This is a genomic window from Aliiroseovarius sp. Z3, assembly GCF_029105185.1.
Classification (GTDB): Bacteria; Pseudomonadota; Alphaproteobacteria; order Rhodobacterales; family Rhodobacteraceae; genus Aliiroseovarius.
The window spans coordinates 449,115-463,501 of the sequence record NZ_JAFMZK010000003.1 but is presented as its reverse complement, the minus strand read 5'-3'; the positions used below and the strand labels follow the sequence as shown (position 1 = coordinate 463,501).

At 57.3% G+C, this 14,387-nt stretch carries 13 protein-coding genes; 8 read left to right on the top strand and 5 right to left on the bottom strand.

Annotated elements, in window-relative coordinates; translation table 11 throughout:
• The first annotated feature begins 73 nt into the window (after positions 1-73).
• Together rbfA and truB are read left to right on the top strand one after the other, a co-directional pair.
• A complete protein-coding gene (rbfA, locus tag J3R80_RS07890; RefSeq protein ID WP_275393219.1) occupies positions 74-496 on the top strand; it encodes a 30S ribosome-binding factor RbfA in 423 nt (140 codons plus the stop codon).
• Positions 496-1,401, top strand: a complete 906-nt coding sequence (gene truB / locus J3R80_RS07885) for a tRNA pseudouridine(55) synthase TruB (RefSeq protein WP_275393218.1) — start codon at positions 496-498, stop codon at positions 1,399-1,401. The genes rbfA and truB overlap by 1 nt, the downstream gene beginning before the upstream one ends.
• 17 nt (positions 1,402-1,418) lie before the next feature.
• Here the strand turns inward: truB and deoA are convergent, their stop codons facing one another.
• Positions 1,419-2,726: a thymidine phosphorylase gene (deoA, locus tag J3R80_RS07880; protein WP_275393217.1), complete on the bottom strand. Its 1,308-nt coding sequence runs from the start codon at positions 2,724-2,726 to the stop codon at positions 1,419-1,421.
• Positions 2,727-2,819: 93 nt separating this feature from the next.
• Here deoA and J3R80_RS07875 point away from each other — a divergent pair, with 93 nt between their 5' ends.
• On the top strand, positions 2,820-3,326 hold the full coding sequence (locus tag J3R80_RS07875) for a DUF1643 domain-containing protein (protein ID WP_275393216.1): 507 nt from the start codon (positions 2,820-2,822) through the stop codon (positions 3,324-3,326).
• 10 nt (positions 3,327-3,336) lie between these two features.
• On the opposite strand, the gene J3R80_RS07870 is transcribed toward J3R80_RS07875, so the two are convergent.
• Positions 3,337-4,653: a calcium-binding protein gene (locus tag J3R80_RS07870; protein ID WP_275393215.1), complete on the bottom strand. Its 1,317-nt coding sequence runs from the start codon at positions 4,651-4,653 to the stop codon at positions 3,337-3,339.
• A 147-nt stretch (positions 4,654-4,800) separates the two neighbouring features.
• Here J3R80_RS07870 and J3R80_RS07865 point away from each other — a divergent pair, with 147 nt between their 5' ends.
• From J3R80_RS07865 to J3R80_RS07845, 5 genes are all read left to right on the top strand, one after another.
• The gene (locus J3R80_RS07865; RefSeq protein WP_275393214.1) at positions 4,801-5,115 is read left to right on the top strand and encodes a DUF5665 domain-containing protein; all 315 of its coding nucleotides are present in this window, start codon (positions 4,801-4,803) and stop codon (positions 5,113-5,115) included.
• 156 nt (positions 5,116-5,271) lie between these two features.
• A complete protein-coding gene (gene rpsO / locus J3R80_RS07860) occupies positions 5,272-5,541 on the top strand; it encodes a 30S ribosomal protein S15 (protein WP_275393213.1) in 270 nt (89 codons plus the stop codon).
• 143 nt (positions 5,542-5,684) lie between these two features.
• The gene (locus tag J3R80_RS07855) at positions 5,685-6,437 is read left to right on the top strand and encodes a sterol desaturase family protein (protein ID WP_275393212.1); all 753 of its coding nucleotides are present in this window, start codon (positions 5,685-5,687) and stop codon (positions 6,435-6,437) included.
• A gap of 168 nt (positions 6,438-6,605) precedes the next feature.
• A complete protein-coding gene (pnp, locus tag J3R80_RS07850; protein WP_275393211.1) occupies positions 6,606-8,753 on the top strand; it encodes a polyribonucleotide nucleotidyltransferase in 2,148 nt (715 codons plus the stop codon).
• A gap of 255 nt (positions 8,754-9,008) precedes the next feature.
• A complete protein-coding gene (locus J3R80_RS07845) occupies positions 9,009-10,961 on the top strand; it encodes a M10 family metallopeptidase (protein WP_275393210.1) in 1,953 nt (650 codons plus the stop codon).
• A gap of 121 nt (positions 10,962-11,082) precedes the next feature.
• Here the strand turns inward: J3R80_RS07845 and J3R80_RS07840 are convergent, their stop codons facing one another.
• Genes J3R80_RS07840 through J3R80_RS07830 form a run of 3 tightly spaced genes read right to left on the bottom strand, consistent with a single transcriptional unit; the run spans position 11,083 to position 14,384 of the window.
• Complete coding sequence (locus J3R80_RS07840; RefSeq protein WP_275393209.1) at positions 11,083-12,345, bottom strand: ABC transporter permease; 1,263 nt, start codon at positions 12,343-12,345, stop codon at positions 11,083-11,085.
• On the bottom strand, positions 12,342-13,262 hold the full coding sequence (locus J3R80_RS07835) for an ABC transporter permease (RefSeq protein ID WP_275393208.1): 921 nt from the start codon (positions 13,260-13,262) through the stop codon (positions 12,342-12,344). The genes J3R80_RS07840 and J3R80_RS07835 overlap by 4 nt, the downstream gene beginning before the upstream one ends.
• A gap of 9 nt (positions 13,263-13,271) precedes the next feature.
• Positions 13,272-14,384, bottom strand: a complete 1,113-nt coding sequence (locus J3R80_RS07830) for an ABC transporter ATP-binding protein (protein WP_275393207.1) — start codon at positions 14,382-14,384, stop codon at positions 13,272-13,274.
• Positions 14,385-14,387 lie beyond the last annotated feature (3 nt).

Below are 14,387 nucleotides of genomic sequence, written 5' to 3'. Positions count from 1 at the left end.
GCTGTCTAGCGCGCTTGTCACATCTTGGCAAAGCCCTGTTGCGAAGGCGCGCAATCGGGCATAAATGGCCCCCATGGCAAAGAACCGTTTTCAAGACACCGCCGGCCCAACGCAGCGACAGTTGCGCATCGCCGAGCTGATCCGCCGGACCCTGTCCGAAGCATTGATGCGTGGCGACGTGCATGACCCCGATCTGGGCCGCATGTCGATCACGATTGGCGAGGTGCGCGTGACCTCTGACCTCAGCATCGCGACCGTTTTTGCACTGCCCCTGGGCGGCAAGGACGGCGATCTGGCGATCAAGGCGCTGGCCCGCAACAAGGGCGAGTTGCGGCGTATCCTTGGCAAGGCGCTGAAGATCAAGCACACTCCGGACCTTCGTTTCATGGTGGATGAAACCTTCGACCAGATGGATCACACCCACCGGCTGCTGTCTCAGGAAAGCGTGCAACGCGACCTGCAGTCGAAAGACGAGGATGGATCGGAGGACACCTGATGGGACGCCGCAAGAAAGGGCGGGACATTCACGGCTGGCTGGTCGTGGACAAGCCCGCCGGTGTCAGTTCGAACGCCGTCGTGAACAAGGTGCGCTGGGCGATGGACGCCAAGAAAGCTGGCCACGCTGGCACTCTGGACCCCGAAGCCACCGGCGTTTTAGCGGTGGCCCTGGGTGAAGCCACGAAAACCATCCCTTACATCACGGATGCGCTCAAATCCTACGTGTTCACAGTGCGGCTGGGGCAGGCCACCAACACCGACGACACCGAAGGCGAAGTCATCGCCGAAAGTGACGCGCGCCCGTCAGACGACGACATTCAAGCCGCGCTAAGCCAGTTCACCGGACAAATCATGCAGGTGCCACCAAAGTTCTCGGCCGTGAAAATCGACGGAGAACGCGCCTATAAGTTGGCCCGTGAGGGCGAAGAGGTGGAAATCGCGGCGCGGCCCTTGTGGGTCGAAGCGCTTACGATGCTAGAGCGCCCCGATCCCGATCATGTCACGCTGGAACTGACATGCGGCAAGGGCGGTTACGTGCGGTCTATCGCCCGTGATCTGGGCGAGGTGCTGGGCTGCTTCGGTCATGTCCGCACCTTGCGCCGGGTCTGGTCCGGCCCGTTCGATTGCGACGACGGCGTCAGCCTTGAACTGGTCGAAAAACTGGCAAAAACCGGCGAGCTCGACACCTATTTGCGCCCGCTGGAAGAAGGCCTGACCGACCTGCCCGAGCTTAAAGCCACCGATGAGGGAGCGACCCGTCTGCGGCACGGCAACCCCGGCATGGTGATCGCGTCCGATATTGAATATGGCGATGAAGCGTGGGCCTCGCACGATGGCATGGCGGTTGCTGTTGGCATCTATCGCGCGGGCGAGCTGCATCCGTCACGGGTCTTCAATCAGTAATCGCGACCCACTTCGCGCTAGTCGATGATGTCGCGGACCACCGTGTCAATTACGGGTCTATCACCGATTGTATAGGCGGACAAGATCTGAGACTGCGCCAAATCGGCGGCCTGCTCGCTGCGCGCGTGAACCAACGCGATTGTGTCACCTTTTTGGACCTTGGTCCCCAGCGGTAAAAGCCCGGTCAAGCCAACCGCGGGATCAACATTGTCGCTGGAGACGCGACGCCCGCCCCCCAGTTCGACCACGGCCAACCCGACATCGCGGGTCGCAATGGCGTTGATATGACCGGCGCCGGGCGCTGATATTTCTCGCGTCACAGGGGCAACCGGCAGATGGTTTTGATGGTTCTCCACAAAATCCGAAGGGCCACCGAGGGCAGCAACCATCTTGCCAAACCGCTCGGCGGCACGCCCGTCATCAAGCGCCGCCCGAGTCAACTCGCGTGCGCGGTCGCGATCCGCTTCGATGCCGGCAGTCACCAACATTTCCCCGCACAGACCTATCACAACCTCCGTCAGCCGATCCTCGCGCCGGGCACCGGTCAGGAACTCGACCGCATTAACAACTTCAACCGCGTTTCCTGCCGCATCCGCCAACGGTTGGTTCATATCGGTCAGAAGCGCGTGGCACGGCAAACCAGCGGCGCGTGCAACCTCGGTGATCGATACGGCAAGTTCGCGGGCCTTGCCGAAATCCGACATGAACGCACCATTCCCAAACTTCACATCCATCACCAGCGAACCAAGTCCAGCGGCCAGTTTCTTGGACAGGATCGAAGCGGTGATCAACGGAATGCTTTCAACCGTCGCGGTCACATCGCGAATGCCATAGAAGCGTTTATCTGCCGGAGCCAGATGCGCGGTCTGTCCGATGATGGCGCATCCGACCTCGTTCACGACCTTTGAAAACAACGCGTTATCCGGGGTGGCCACATATCCGGGGATCGATTCCATCTTGTCCAGCGTTCCGCCGGTATGGCCCAGCCCACGGCCCGAAATCATCGGAACGTAAGCCCCACATGCAGCAACAATCGGGGCCAGCATCAGGCTGACATTGTCGCCGACGCCACCGGTCGAGTGTTTGTCTACAACTGGTCCCGGCAGATCTGACCAGTCGAAAACATCTCCGCTGTCGCGCATTGCCAAGGTCAAAGCCGCGGCTTCGTCACGCTTCATTCCATTCAACAACACGGCCATGGCAAAGGCCGCGACCTGCGCGTCGCTGGCGCTGTTGTCCGATATGCCCTGCACCATCTGGGCAATCTCATCATGGGTCAGGTTTTTTCCATCGCGCTTTTTTCGAATGATCTCGGCTATCAGCATGGTCGCCCCTTTTCTGCTAACGTTAGTGTCGGACCAATCGCAGAGCGGTGCAAGGGCTTGCCATCTCAACGCGCCGCCGTCAAAAACGCCCACATGATTACGCGCGAATTTCAGAAGGGCGACGCCCATTCCGTCGCGGTCTATTCAGACTGCGAGCGGTACCGTTACCAGCTTACCCGCGTCTGGAACCCGGCAGGGCGCAAGGCGCTGTTCATCATGCTCAACCCGTCCACCGCGACCGAAGTGCAGAACGATCCCACTGTCGAACGTTGCGAGCGGCGCGCGCGCACCTTGGGCTTCGGTGCTTTTCGTGTCACCAACATCTTTGCTTGGCGCGACACCGACCCGCGCAACATGCGCGCAGCAACAGACCCCGTGGGGCCGGCAAATGATGCAGCCATCGTCGAAAGCTGCCCGTGGGCGGATCAGATTATTTGTGGCTGGGGAACGCACGGGGCCCATCTGGACCGCGGCGCACAGGTCGAGACGCTGCTGCGCCAGACCGGCCAACCCGTTTTTCATTTAGGCCAGACCAAGGATGGGCATCCGAAGCATCCGCTTTATATCGCCTATGCCGAACAGCCCCGGAAATGGTTTTGATCGGTCACGATCAACCAAACACGTTTGGCGCCACCTCGATATAAACGTCATGGGTTGTTGCCCCCGGCGCACCCCGCAGGATCGCGACCACTTCACCATTCACGGTCACAACACCGTCTTCTCCGGTGGCCGACGGCTGGACCTCATACTCCAGCTCACCGGCGTCTTGTGTCGGATCCAGTGACACCCGCAGGAAATCCTGACCGGGTACAAAATCCATAACCTCGGCATGATCTTCGCCAGAGTCAGCATCAGAATAGATCCAGAACACATCTTCGCCTTCGCCCCCGGTGGCGATGTCGCTTCGATCCATGATCAGCGTGTCGTTGCCCAAACCGCCATCCAGCCTGTCCTGATCGCCATCAATGTGCCAATCGAAATCATGACGTTCGGCGCCGCCACGTTCCATCGCATGGCCAAGATGATTGATGATGTCATCGCCTTCCCCGCCGTTCAGCGTATCGGCACCGTACCCACCATAAAGCGCGTCGTCCCCTGCGCCACCGTACAAGACATCGTCGTCCGTTGCGGAGCCCCCGGTATCACCAATCGTCTCATGCATGCCGCCAAACAGCTGATCGTCGCCTTCACCGCCGATCAGAATGTCGTCGCCCGTCCCTCCATCCAGAAAACTGTCAAGACTGGTCGTGGCATCCAGTGTGTCGTCCCCGTCACCTCCGAACCCTGCCAGCACGCCTTCACCTGCCGTGATCACATCGTTGCCATCATTGCCAAAAAGGTATGCTGCATCATCCCCAGAGGTCAGCGTGTCATCACCAGCACCACCATCAACCACGCGCACCAGTTCCCCTTCGCCGTCGCGCAGAACCGGCGTGCCGTGAAATGCATCGATCAAGCCGGCGCCCGTGCCATCAACACCGTCATCCGGCAAAACGGCGTGATCATCCGCATCAGTCAGTGAAAATTCGTCAATGTCGCCAAGAAAATGCGCCATGTCTTCGCGCCCGTAATGCTGATCTGTTTCGGTGCCCAGCAAACGATCCAGCAAAGTGTCAACCTGATGCGGGGTCGCGCCATCGCCCAAGCCGTTGTTTGGTTTCAGGACGGTTTCATCCCCCCCGATATCCTGACCCGGTATGACCTGAACACCGGTGTTGGGTTGCAAAACAGCATCTGCATCGTCGCTGTCAGAGGCGCCCCCATCGTCGACCGCAATGAAATCTCCCGGACCGTCCGCAGGGACGGGTTCGGTGCCGCGTCCGGCAGTGTCTTCCCCCGTATCATCATCGTCCGAGAAATCTTCGGTGAAGCTTTCCGCCATAAAAGCGACCGGCAAAAGACCCAGGAACAGTAACGAAAACAACATTTAACAACTCGCCTTCCAAAAACGCGATAAAGTAGACCTCGCGACACGGTACGGGTTGGCACAGACAACCGCTTGCGATTGTAGTCTTCTGATCGCAAACTCCTAGGGAAAAATAACTACAAACTTAGATTAATGATTGGTTAACAAATGGTTAACAAGCCGGAGAACACACCAGCGAATGCCAGGAACAAGCTGGCCGAACGCGAACAGGCGTTGTCGTTCGAAGTCCGTGCCCTGCGCGCCGAAGTGGAGCGGATGAACAACCATCGCTTCATCAAACTGCATGATTCCCTTTGGAAACTTGGCATGTTTCAGCTTTATCGCGGCCTTGCATTCGGTCTGGGATCGGTGCTTGGTGCGTCACTTCTGGTATCGGTACTTCTCTTCTTACTCTCGTCGATTGATTTCATCCCTGTGCTGGGCGACTGGGCACAGCGGATCATTGATGAGATGCAAAGATAACGATCGACCGCGCCAATCGCGCTTTTCCTTTGCGTTTTACAGAGAATCTTTCTATACGCGCCCATCTGTCCATAAATGTGGGCAGACCTCTCCACGGGCCTTGCTGGACGACATCCCGGCCTGCGCCATCAACTCTAGCCTATGAAGGAGACCCCGATGTCGATTACGCCTGAAGAAAAAACCCGCCTGATCAAAGAGTTCGGCACCAAAGACGGTGACACAGGTTCGCCCGAAGTGCAGGTTGCAATCCTGTCCTCGCGCATCGCGACCCTGACCGAGCACTTCAAAACCCACAAGAAAGACAACCACGGTCGCCGTGGCCTTCTGAAAATGGTTGCTCAGCGCCGGAAGCTTCTGGACTACACGCGCGCGAAAGATGAGGCCCGTTATCAGGACCTGATCAAACGCCTCGGCCTGCGCCGCTAAGCGTTACGCCAGAAATCGGACGAAGGGGCTGTTTTGCGGCCCCTTTTTCTTTGACTGCAGGTCACTTGTTCAAGCTTACGTCGGGTTCCCCTTGATTGCGGCCCATTTGATTGGCCATTCTCTTTGAACCAAGGAGGAAAGTCATGAAAGCAACACTCGCTATATTGATCAACATGGGCACGCTGCATCGGCTGTTCCCGTTTTGGCTTGCCGGTGTGTTCGCGCTTTTCTATTGGTTTACACCTTGGTTCCTGCTGGCTTTGGCATATGGCGCAATCCTTCAGTTCTTTGTTGAATATGTGATGCACCGCTTCCTGTATCACCGCGAACCGCCAACAGAACAAAGCGTCTTCAACGACCTGTATCGCAGCCATATTGGGCATCACGAATTCCCTAATGATGCCGAATACTTCACTGGTGATGACCACTGGTATGCCCTGCGATTTGCGATGGTCTCGCTTACGCTTCACAGCTTGGTGCTATGGCCGCTCCTTGGGTTGGGGTCTGCCGTTCTGATATCCTATGTCGCTCTGTTCGTTGGGTCGGTCAGCGCGTTCACGTTCTATGAATACTGTCACACGCTCGCGCATGTGAACGTGCCAAAAGGCTGGTTTGGCCAGCGTGTCACACGCTCTCATCTGGCGCATCACTACCAAGATCACCAAGCCACCTTTCATGTGAGTTTCGGCATGGGGTGGATTGATCGCCTGTTTGGCACCAAACACGATCGCGACGTTGCCCGTGAACGGTTTGACCGTGATACGATCCTGTCAATGGGAATGGATCCGGAAGATTTGCGATTGGTGACTGCGCGCAAGGCATTTGGGATCACAAAGCTGCCGCGCGGCAAGCTGACCCGGCGCCAAGCCACCGAAAGCCCGACGCCACCGGCCTAAGCGCAACAATCCTGTTTCCAAATACCTGCTTTTCCTATATGGACCGCCCATCTGAGACGTGACGCTTCGACCCCGGCGCATGACAAGGTAGAGGGGTCGGTGGCAATGGGGCCACCATGACAACGGAAGACCCGGAGGGCCGGGAGCGCTTCCAACTAGGAAAACATGATGTTTGACGTAACTAAAAAATCGATGGAGTGGGGCGAAGAAACCCTTACTCTGGAAACGGGCAAGGTTGCCCGTCAGGCTGACGGATCGGTCATCGCCACATTGGGCGAAACTTCGGTCATGGCCAACGTAACCTTTGCGAAGGAACAGAAGCCCGGTCAGGACTTCTTCCCGCTGACGGTTCACTACAATGAAAAATACTATGCTGCCGGTAAGATCCCCGGTGGTTTCTTCAAGCGCGAAGCGCGTCCAACGGAAAAAGAAACGCTGACCTCGCGTCTGATCGACCGTCCGATCCGCCCGCTGTTCGTCCCCGGCTTCAAAAACGAAGTTCTGGTGATCTGCACCGTGCTGAGCCACGACCTTGTCAACGATCCCGACATCGTTGCAATGATCGCGGCATCTGCTGCGCTCACCATCTCGGGCGCGCCGTTCATGGGTCCGATTGGTGCGGCACGCGTTGGTTTCGAAGACGGTGAATACGTTCTGAACCCGACTTGCGACGACATGCACCAGCTGCGCAGCAACCCCGATCAACGTCTGGACCTTGTTGTGGCTGGCACCAAAGACGCCGTGATGATGGTGGAATCGGAAGCCTATGAGCTGACCGAGGCTGAGATGCTGGGTGCCGTGAACTTTGCACATGAGCAGATCCAGCCGGTGATCGACCTGATCATCGAACTGGCCGAAGCCGCTGCGAAAGAGCCGTTCGAGTTCCAGCCTGCCGATTACGCGGACCTTTATTCCGCTGTGAAAGCCGCTGGCGAAGACAAGATCCGCGCCGCCTATGGCAACACCGACAAGCAGGAGCGCGTGGCCGCTGTTGCCGCCGCCAAGGACGAGATCATCGCATCGCTGTCGGAAGAGCAGCAAGAAGACGAAAATCTCGGCTCCGCGCTGAAGAAACTGGAAAGCGCCGTGGTGCGTGGTGACGTGGTGAAAACCGGCAAGCGCATCGACGGTCGCGCGCTGGACACTGTGCGCCCGATCGTGTCCGAAGTTGGCGTTCTGCCCCGGACCCACGGGTCGGCCCTGTTCACCCGTGGTGAAACCCAAGGTTTGGTCGTGACCACCTTGGGCACCGGCGACGACGAACAGATGATCGACGCGCTGACCGGCACCTACAAATCGAACTTCATGCTGCACTACAACTTCCCGCCCTACTCGGTCGGCGAAGTGGGCCGCTTCGGGTTCACCGGCCGTCGTGAAATCGGTCACGGCAAGCTGGCATGGCGTGCGCTGCAGGCTGTTTTGCCGACGCCGACGGACTTCCCCTATACGATCCGCGTCGTGTCCGAGATCACCGAGTCGAACGGCTCGTCCTCGATGGCGTCGGTCTGCGGTGGCTCGCTGTCCATGATGGACGCCGCCGTTCCGCTGAAAGCCCCGGTTGCCGGTGTGGCCATGGGTCTGATCCTGGAAGATGACGGTTCGTATGCTGTTCTGACCGACATTCTGGGTGATGAAGATCACCTGGGTGACATGGACTTCAAAGTGGCTGGTACCGAAGACGGCATCACGTCCTTGCAGATGGACATCAAGGTCGCAGGCATCACGCCCGAGATCATGGAGAAGGCCCTGGCACAAGCCAAGGAAGGCCGTCTGCACATTCTGGGTGAAATGAACAAGGCGCTGTCTTCGGGCCGCGAAGAGTTCTCGGCCCACGCCCCGCGCATCGAGACCATGAACATCCCCACCGACAAGATCCGTGAAGTGATCGGTTCGGGCGGTAAGGTGATCCGCGAAATCGTGGAAACCTCGGGTGCGAAAGTCGACATTAACGATGACGGCGTGATCAAGATCGCTTCGCCCAACGGGGACGCCATCCAGAAGGCCTATGACATGATCCACGCGATCGTGGCAGAGCCGGAAGAAGGCGCGATCTATACCGGCAAGGTCGTGAAGATCGTCGACTTCGGCGCCTTCGTGAACTTCTTCGGCAAGCGCGACGGCCTGGTCCACGTGTCCCAGATCGAAAACCGCCGCCTGAACCATCCTTCGGACGTTCTGAAAGAAGGTCAGGAAGTGAAAGTCAAACTGCTTGGTTTCGATGATCGCGGCAAAGTCCGCCTGTCGATGAAAGTTGTTGATCAGGAAACCGGTGAAGAAGTCGCGCCGGAACAGAAGAAAAAAGACGAAGACGCATAAGTCGCGGATCGTCTGACACAGAAAGCCCCGGCAGAAGTGCCGGGGCTTTTTCTTTGTACTTACATGACGCTAAATGACATCCACAACGGGGACCAACGACCACAAAATTGTTTGCAACTCCGGCAAGAACTACCTTATTGTCGCCCCAAATCGGTGCCACTTTAGGCTGACATATTTTGATGAAGGCTAATCAGTGATGCACTTAGCAACATATCTCTCCAGCAGGAAGGCGCGACAGGTTGTCGACGGATTCAAATGGCCCTGAGACGCGTATCTCCCAGTGATTTTTCCATCCAGCTCACGCATGGGTTTGCAAAATATTCTGGCGACCCTCAGGGGGCAGCCTTTAACCTTGGTTCTGATCGCACACTTTATTACAACGTCGACTTCATCTCTGATGCTGGCGCTTGGTTCGCTGAAAAAGCACTGAACGCGTGGGCAGCCGTATCCGGCATTACGTTCGTTGCCTCAAGTTACGGCAGTGCGGATATCCGTTTCTTTCAGGGCGATCCGGCCGGAGCATACGCGACGACCTACTACAATGGTCTTGGTGACATTACCCAAGCGAATGTGAACATCCCCAGTTGGTGGATCAATGGTGACAGCTACAACCTGAACAGCTACGGCTATCAAACCTACTTGCATGAGATCGGGCATGCACTGGGACTGGGACACGCCGGAAACTACAACGGTAGCGCTACTTTCCCACTCGACGCAAAATTTGCAAATGACAGTTGGCAAATGAGCGTGATGTCCTACTTCTCCCAAACTGATAACCCGAATGTGAACGCCTCTTTTGCATACGTGCTGACGCCTATGGCCGCCGACATCATCGCAATGCATAGGCTGTATGGCAAACCTTCGGGCAGCGACAAGGTCAACACCGGCAACACGATCTGGGGTCACAATTCGAACGCGGAAGGCCCGGCGGCCAGTTTTTCGCAGGAATTGCCCGCAATGACGATGGCGATCTTTGATCAAGGCGGCAATGATACTCTTGACGTCTCGAACTCATCGAAAGCGCAGGTCATCAATCTGGCGCCCGGTCAATACTCAAGCGTCTACGGCAAGACCAACAACCTGTATATCGATCACACAACCTATATCGAGAACGCAAAAGGCGGTAGCGGCGCGGACAAATTGTTCGGCAACTCGGCGGCCAACAAGCTGTTTGGTGGGATGGGCGCTGACAAGATATACGGCCGCGATGGTCACGACGTATTGCGCGGCGAAAACGGCCCTGACGTCATCTTTGGGGAACAGGGCCGTGACACCATTTACGGCGATCTGGGATGGGACACTATTCGCGGTGGCACCTGGGCGGATAACATCTTTGGTGGTGAGGGCAACGACAAGCTGTTTGGCGAGCTGGGGCACGATGTCATCCGAGGTGGTGACGGGGTGGATACGATCCGTGGCGGCAAGGGGAACGATACGCTGTATGGTGATGCCGGCGGAGATAACATCCGAGGCGATCTTGGCGCGGACACAATCTTCGGAGATCTGGGATGGGACGCTATTCGCGGCGGATCAGGCTTCGATAAAATCGACGGTGGCGTTGGAAACGACATGCTGTTCGGCGACCGCGGACATGACCGAGTCGATGGCGGTGATGGGAACGATTCAATCTGGGGCGGCTCGGGTGATGACAAACTGTTCGGCGACGCAGGCGCTGACAAGATTTATGGCGGGCACGGGAAAGACACGATCTATGGTGGTGCCGACGCAGACGTGATCATGGGTGATGATGGCAACGATAAAATATATGGTGGCGACGGCAACGACGTATTGTCCGGCAATAAAGGTAATGACGCCATCTTTGGCTGGGGTGGCAACGACCGCTTGGCCGGTGGACACGGCAACGATGTGCTGATCGGTGGCGACGGCAATGATTATCTGTCCGGGAAAGGATCAAACGATCGCCTGAACGGAGGTCAAGGCCACGATGTTATGATCGGCGGTGCGGGTGGCGACACCTTTTATTTCAATGATGGTGATGACGTCATCCGGGATTTCTCTGATGCACAGGGCGACAGTCTCGAAATCGACAGCGCACTGGTGTCAACCTCGAATGTCGCGAGTTTCGTCTCATCCAACGCCTCCAGTGACGGACACAATACAACCTTTACCTTCGACAATGGTGACACGCTTTTGTTGGTTGGCGTCGCGGATCCTAACTCTATCGTGGACGATATTTTCTTTGTGTGATCCACATATAAATAGTATCTGATCGCGTAAGCGGTCGATGCTTATCTAAATCGAACCGATAGGCAGAAAAGGGAAAACCCCGGAAATCAATCCGGGGTTTTCTTCATTTTCAGGCGATGGCTCAGTTGCTTCCGCCACCAATATTACCCGGATCAAAGACGCCTCCGAAACCGGAATTGTCGGACGGCTCTTCCTCTGGTGGCGCGGTGCCTTCCTCGCCACCTTGCAGTGTTCCCGGCGCAAACACGCCACCGAAGCCCGAGTTGTTGGACGGTTTCGGTGCAGTCGTCGCGCCGTCCTTCGGCTCCTCTGCGGCCTTGGCCTCGGCATCCCGCTTTCGCTGTTCGCGTAGTTCCTGAATACGTTGCTGGATTTCCAGGCGCTTCTGTTCCTGCACATTCGCGATGCACTGTTGCGGACTATAGACTGTCGCAGTCCCGATCACGGCGATGGTGGCAATCGCAAACACCACCAGCGCAACCGCAGCCGCATTCCCGGTGAAGAAACCGGGCAATTTGACGCCGCCGGTAACCTCGCCAACGGTTGCCCCCTCCCGACGGGCCTTCGCGACGACCTCTTTGCGCTTGATGTTCGCTTCGTTGAACAGGGCTGCAAAGACCGTCAGCACAACAATCATAAACGCCAAGGCCGAGATTGCAGGTGTGATGCCATAGCGCACTTTTTGCGCCAGCTCGATGGTCAGCGTGGGATATTCCCCGAAGGTGAAGGTTGTGGTGTTGTAGTTCTCAAACGACGCCAGAAACGCCAATACCGCAGCCGATGCAATCGCAGGGCGCATGAAGGGCAGCAGGATCTTGCGGAACGCCTGTGCATGGGTGGCACCAAGGTCCAGCGCCGCCTCGGTCAACGCCAGATCATAGCGTTGCAGACGGGCGACCAACACCAGCATGCAATAGCTGGCAATAAAGGTGGACTGACCGATGATGGTCAGAAACAGCCCGTTTGACAGGAAACTGTCCGCCCCCAGCCCCAACATCCGGTTGATCCGGTCCCAGAACACCAGCGTCGAGATACCCAGCACCACACCGGGGATCAGGATCGGCGCGATGATGATCGTGTAGTAGGTCGCGCGCAGCTTGGGCCAGATCTGCGTCAGCATCAGCGCGCCCGCCAACCCCATCGACACGGACAGGATGATGGTGCCAATGCCGACAAGGATCGAGTTCTTGATCCCGTTCAGGATACGCTCGTCTTGAAACAGGGCCGAGAACCATTCGAAGGTCAGGCATTCCCAAGGTGTGGCCCGCGGAAAGCTGGGCGAGTTGAAGGCCGTGATCGACATGATCACCAGCGGGCCAAGCAGGTAGGCAAAGAAGATCGCCAGATAGACCCAGATCGAAATGCGGATAACGGAATTGTTCATTTGCCGATATCCCCCATGTTCACTTTGAACAGCCGCATCACGGCCAGAACCAGAAGGATACAAGTCACCAGAAGCACGATCGCATAGGCTGCGCCTTGCGGCCAATCCGAGTTGTCGTTGAACTGCTGATAGATCAACTGCGTGAACCACAGCGATGATGGACCGCCCAGAATCTGCGGCGCGGCCAGTGCGCCGGCTGATAGCATGAACACCATCGTGCAACCCGAGCTGATACCGGGTTTCGCGTAAGGGATCACCACGCGCTTGTGGATGCGCCACCACGGGGCGCCAAGGTCGCGCGCGGCCTCGATCTGGTTGTGATCAAGGCTTTCGATCACGTTGTAGATCGGGAAAATCATCAGAAGGATATAGGCGTACCCAAGACCAGCATAGAGCGCGATGTCGTTGCGGATGAAGTCAAACGGCGTATCGAAGATACCCAAGCCCACCAACATCGTGTTCAGAACCCCGCTTTCGCCGAAAATGATGCGTAGTGCAAAGGCGCGCAGAATCTCGTTGATCCAGTAGGGGATGATCAGCATCAGGGCAAAGATACGGATGTGGTTGCCCTTGGTCTGCCCCAGATAATAGGCAATCGGATAGCACAGGATCAGGTTGAAGATGGTCACGCAAACCGCAGCAACCAACGTGCGGAAAAAGACCCTGAGGTCGACCGAGTTATACTCCTGGCTGCCGCCCTCTGGCCCGTAGATCAGGTACTTGTAGTTCTCAAGCGTATAGACATCCTTTGGCCCTCCGATCTCGGGCGGGGGCAGGTTCGGACGGAATGAGAAGTCGAGCATCGACAGCTGCGGCAGGATGATCAGGCCAATGGTCCAGAACAGGACCAGACCCAGCATCACCGACCCCATCATCGTGCCGTTGCGATTAAAAAACTCCCTGAGGAAACGTGGCATGACGACCCCCTATTCCGCAGCCAGTTCGCCGGCGGGAACGACAACGGCGTTGGCGACCTCGTATTCCAGCGTCATGGCCTGCCCGGTGTGGTCGTCGAAGGATTGACCATGATTGGGGATCGCAACCTTGATCTCTTTCCCGCCATCGCCTTCCATGAAGATGTTGAACGAGTTGCCTTCAAACTCCTCGTGAGTCACTTGCGCGGTGACAAAGTTTTCGCCCTTCGCCCCTTTTGGCGCCAGTGACAGGGCCTCGGGTCGGATGAACATCATCGCGTCGTCGCCCACGTTCATCTTGCCGATATTTGCGGTCGAAATGCGGGATCGCAGCAGGCCGGAACGGTTGGTGTGGATCAGCGCCTCGCTGCCGTTCACCTCAAGCACCTTGCCGCGAAAGACGTTGTTTTCACCTACGAAAGACGCCGCAAAGGCGGTGGCCGGATCATTATAGATCGTCTTGCCATCCCCGATCTGGTCGATCACCCCGGCACGCATCACGGCGATGTCGTCGGACATGGTCAGCGCTTCGCCCTGATCGTGGGTGATATAGATAAAGGTGATGCCCACGCGCTGCTGAATCTCCCGCAGCTCGGTGCGCATGTGTTGGCGCAGCTTCAAATCCAGCGCGGAAAGCGGTTCATCCAGCAAAAGCACATGGGGTTCCGCGCACAAGGCCCGCGCAATGGCGACACGCTGACGTTGACCACCAGACAATTCGCTGGGCAGCTTGTCGCCTTGCCCGGGCAGGGCGATCATGTCCAGCAACTCATCTGCGCGCTTGCGTCGATCCTTCGCCGAGGCACCAGCGATTTCCATCGAGAACGTAATATTCTCCCAGACTTTCATCAGCGGGAACAATGCAAGGTTCTGGAAGATCAGGGCAGTGGGGCGTTTGTTCGGCCCGATGCCGCGCATGTTGTTGCCGCCGATCAGGACATTGCCTTCGCTGGGTTCCAGAAACCCGGACACGGCGCGCAGGATCGTGGTCTTGCCACAGCCCGACGGGCCAAGGAACGAGAAGAAATCACCCCCTTTGATGTGCACATTCGCGTCGCGCACCGCGACGAAATCTCCAAAGCGGATCCACAGGTTTTCGAGATCGACGCCTACTCCGGCACTCATATG

Bases quoted from the DNA above. Each gene is read 5' to 3' on its own strand.
- deoA (WP_275393217.1), bottom strand. From the start codon at position 2,726: ATGCTGATAGCCGAGATCATTCGAAAAAAGCGCGATGGAAAAAACCTG.
- J3R80_RS07830 (WP_275393207.1), bottom strand. From the start codon at position 14,384: ATGAGTGCCGGAGTAGGCGTCGATCTCGAAAACCTGTGGATCCGCTTT.
- rbfA (WP_275393219.1), top strand. From the start codon at position 74: ATGGCAAAGAACCGTTTTCAAGACACCGCCGGCCCAACGCAGCGACAG.
- rpsO (WP_275393213.1), top strand. From the start codon at position 5,272: ATGTCGATTACGCCTGAAGAAAAAACCCGCCTGATCAAAGAGTTCGGC.
- J3R80_RS07875 (WP_275393216.1), top strand. From the start codon at position 2,820: ATGATTACGCGCGAATTTCAGAAGGGCGACGCCCATTCCGTCGCGGTC.
- J3R80_RS07870 (WP_275393215.1), bottom strand. From the start codon at position 4,653: ATGTTGTTTTCGTTACTGTTCCTGGGTCTTTTGCCGGTCGCTTTTATG.
- J3R80_RS07835 (WP_275393208.1), bottom strand. From the start codon at position 13,262: ATGCCACGTTTCCTCAGGGAGTTTTTTAATCGCAACGGCACGATGATG.
- pnp (WP_275393211.1), top strand. From the start codon at position 6,606: ATGTTTGACGTAACTAAAAAATCGATGGAGTGGGGCGAAGAAACCCTT.
- truB (WP_275393218.1), top strand. From the start codon at position 496: ATGGGACGCCGCAAGAAAGGGCGGGACATTCACGGCTGGCTGGTCGTG.
- J3R80_RS07865 (WP_275393214.1), top strand. From the start codon at position 4,801: ATGGTTAACAAGCCGGAGAACACACCAGCGAATGCCAGGAACAAGCTG.
- J3R80_RS07845 (WP_275393210.1), top strand. From the start codon at position 9,009: ATGGCCCTGAGACGCGTATCTCCCAGTGATTTTTCCATCCAGCTCACG.
- J3R80_RS07855 (WP_275393212.1), top strand. From the start codon at position 5,685: ATGAAAGCAACACTCGCTATATTGATCAACATGGGCACGCTGCATCGG.
- J3R80_RS07840 (WP_275393209.1), bottom strand. From the start codon at position 12,345: ATGAACAATTCCGTTATCCGCATTTCGATCTGGGTCTATCTGGCGATC.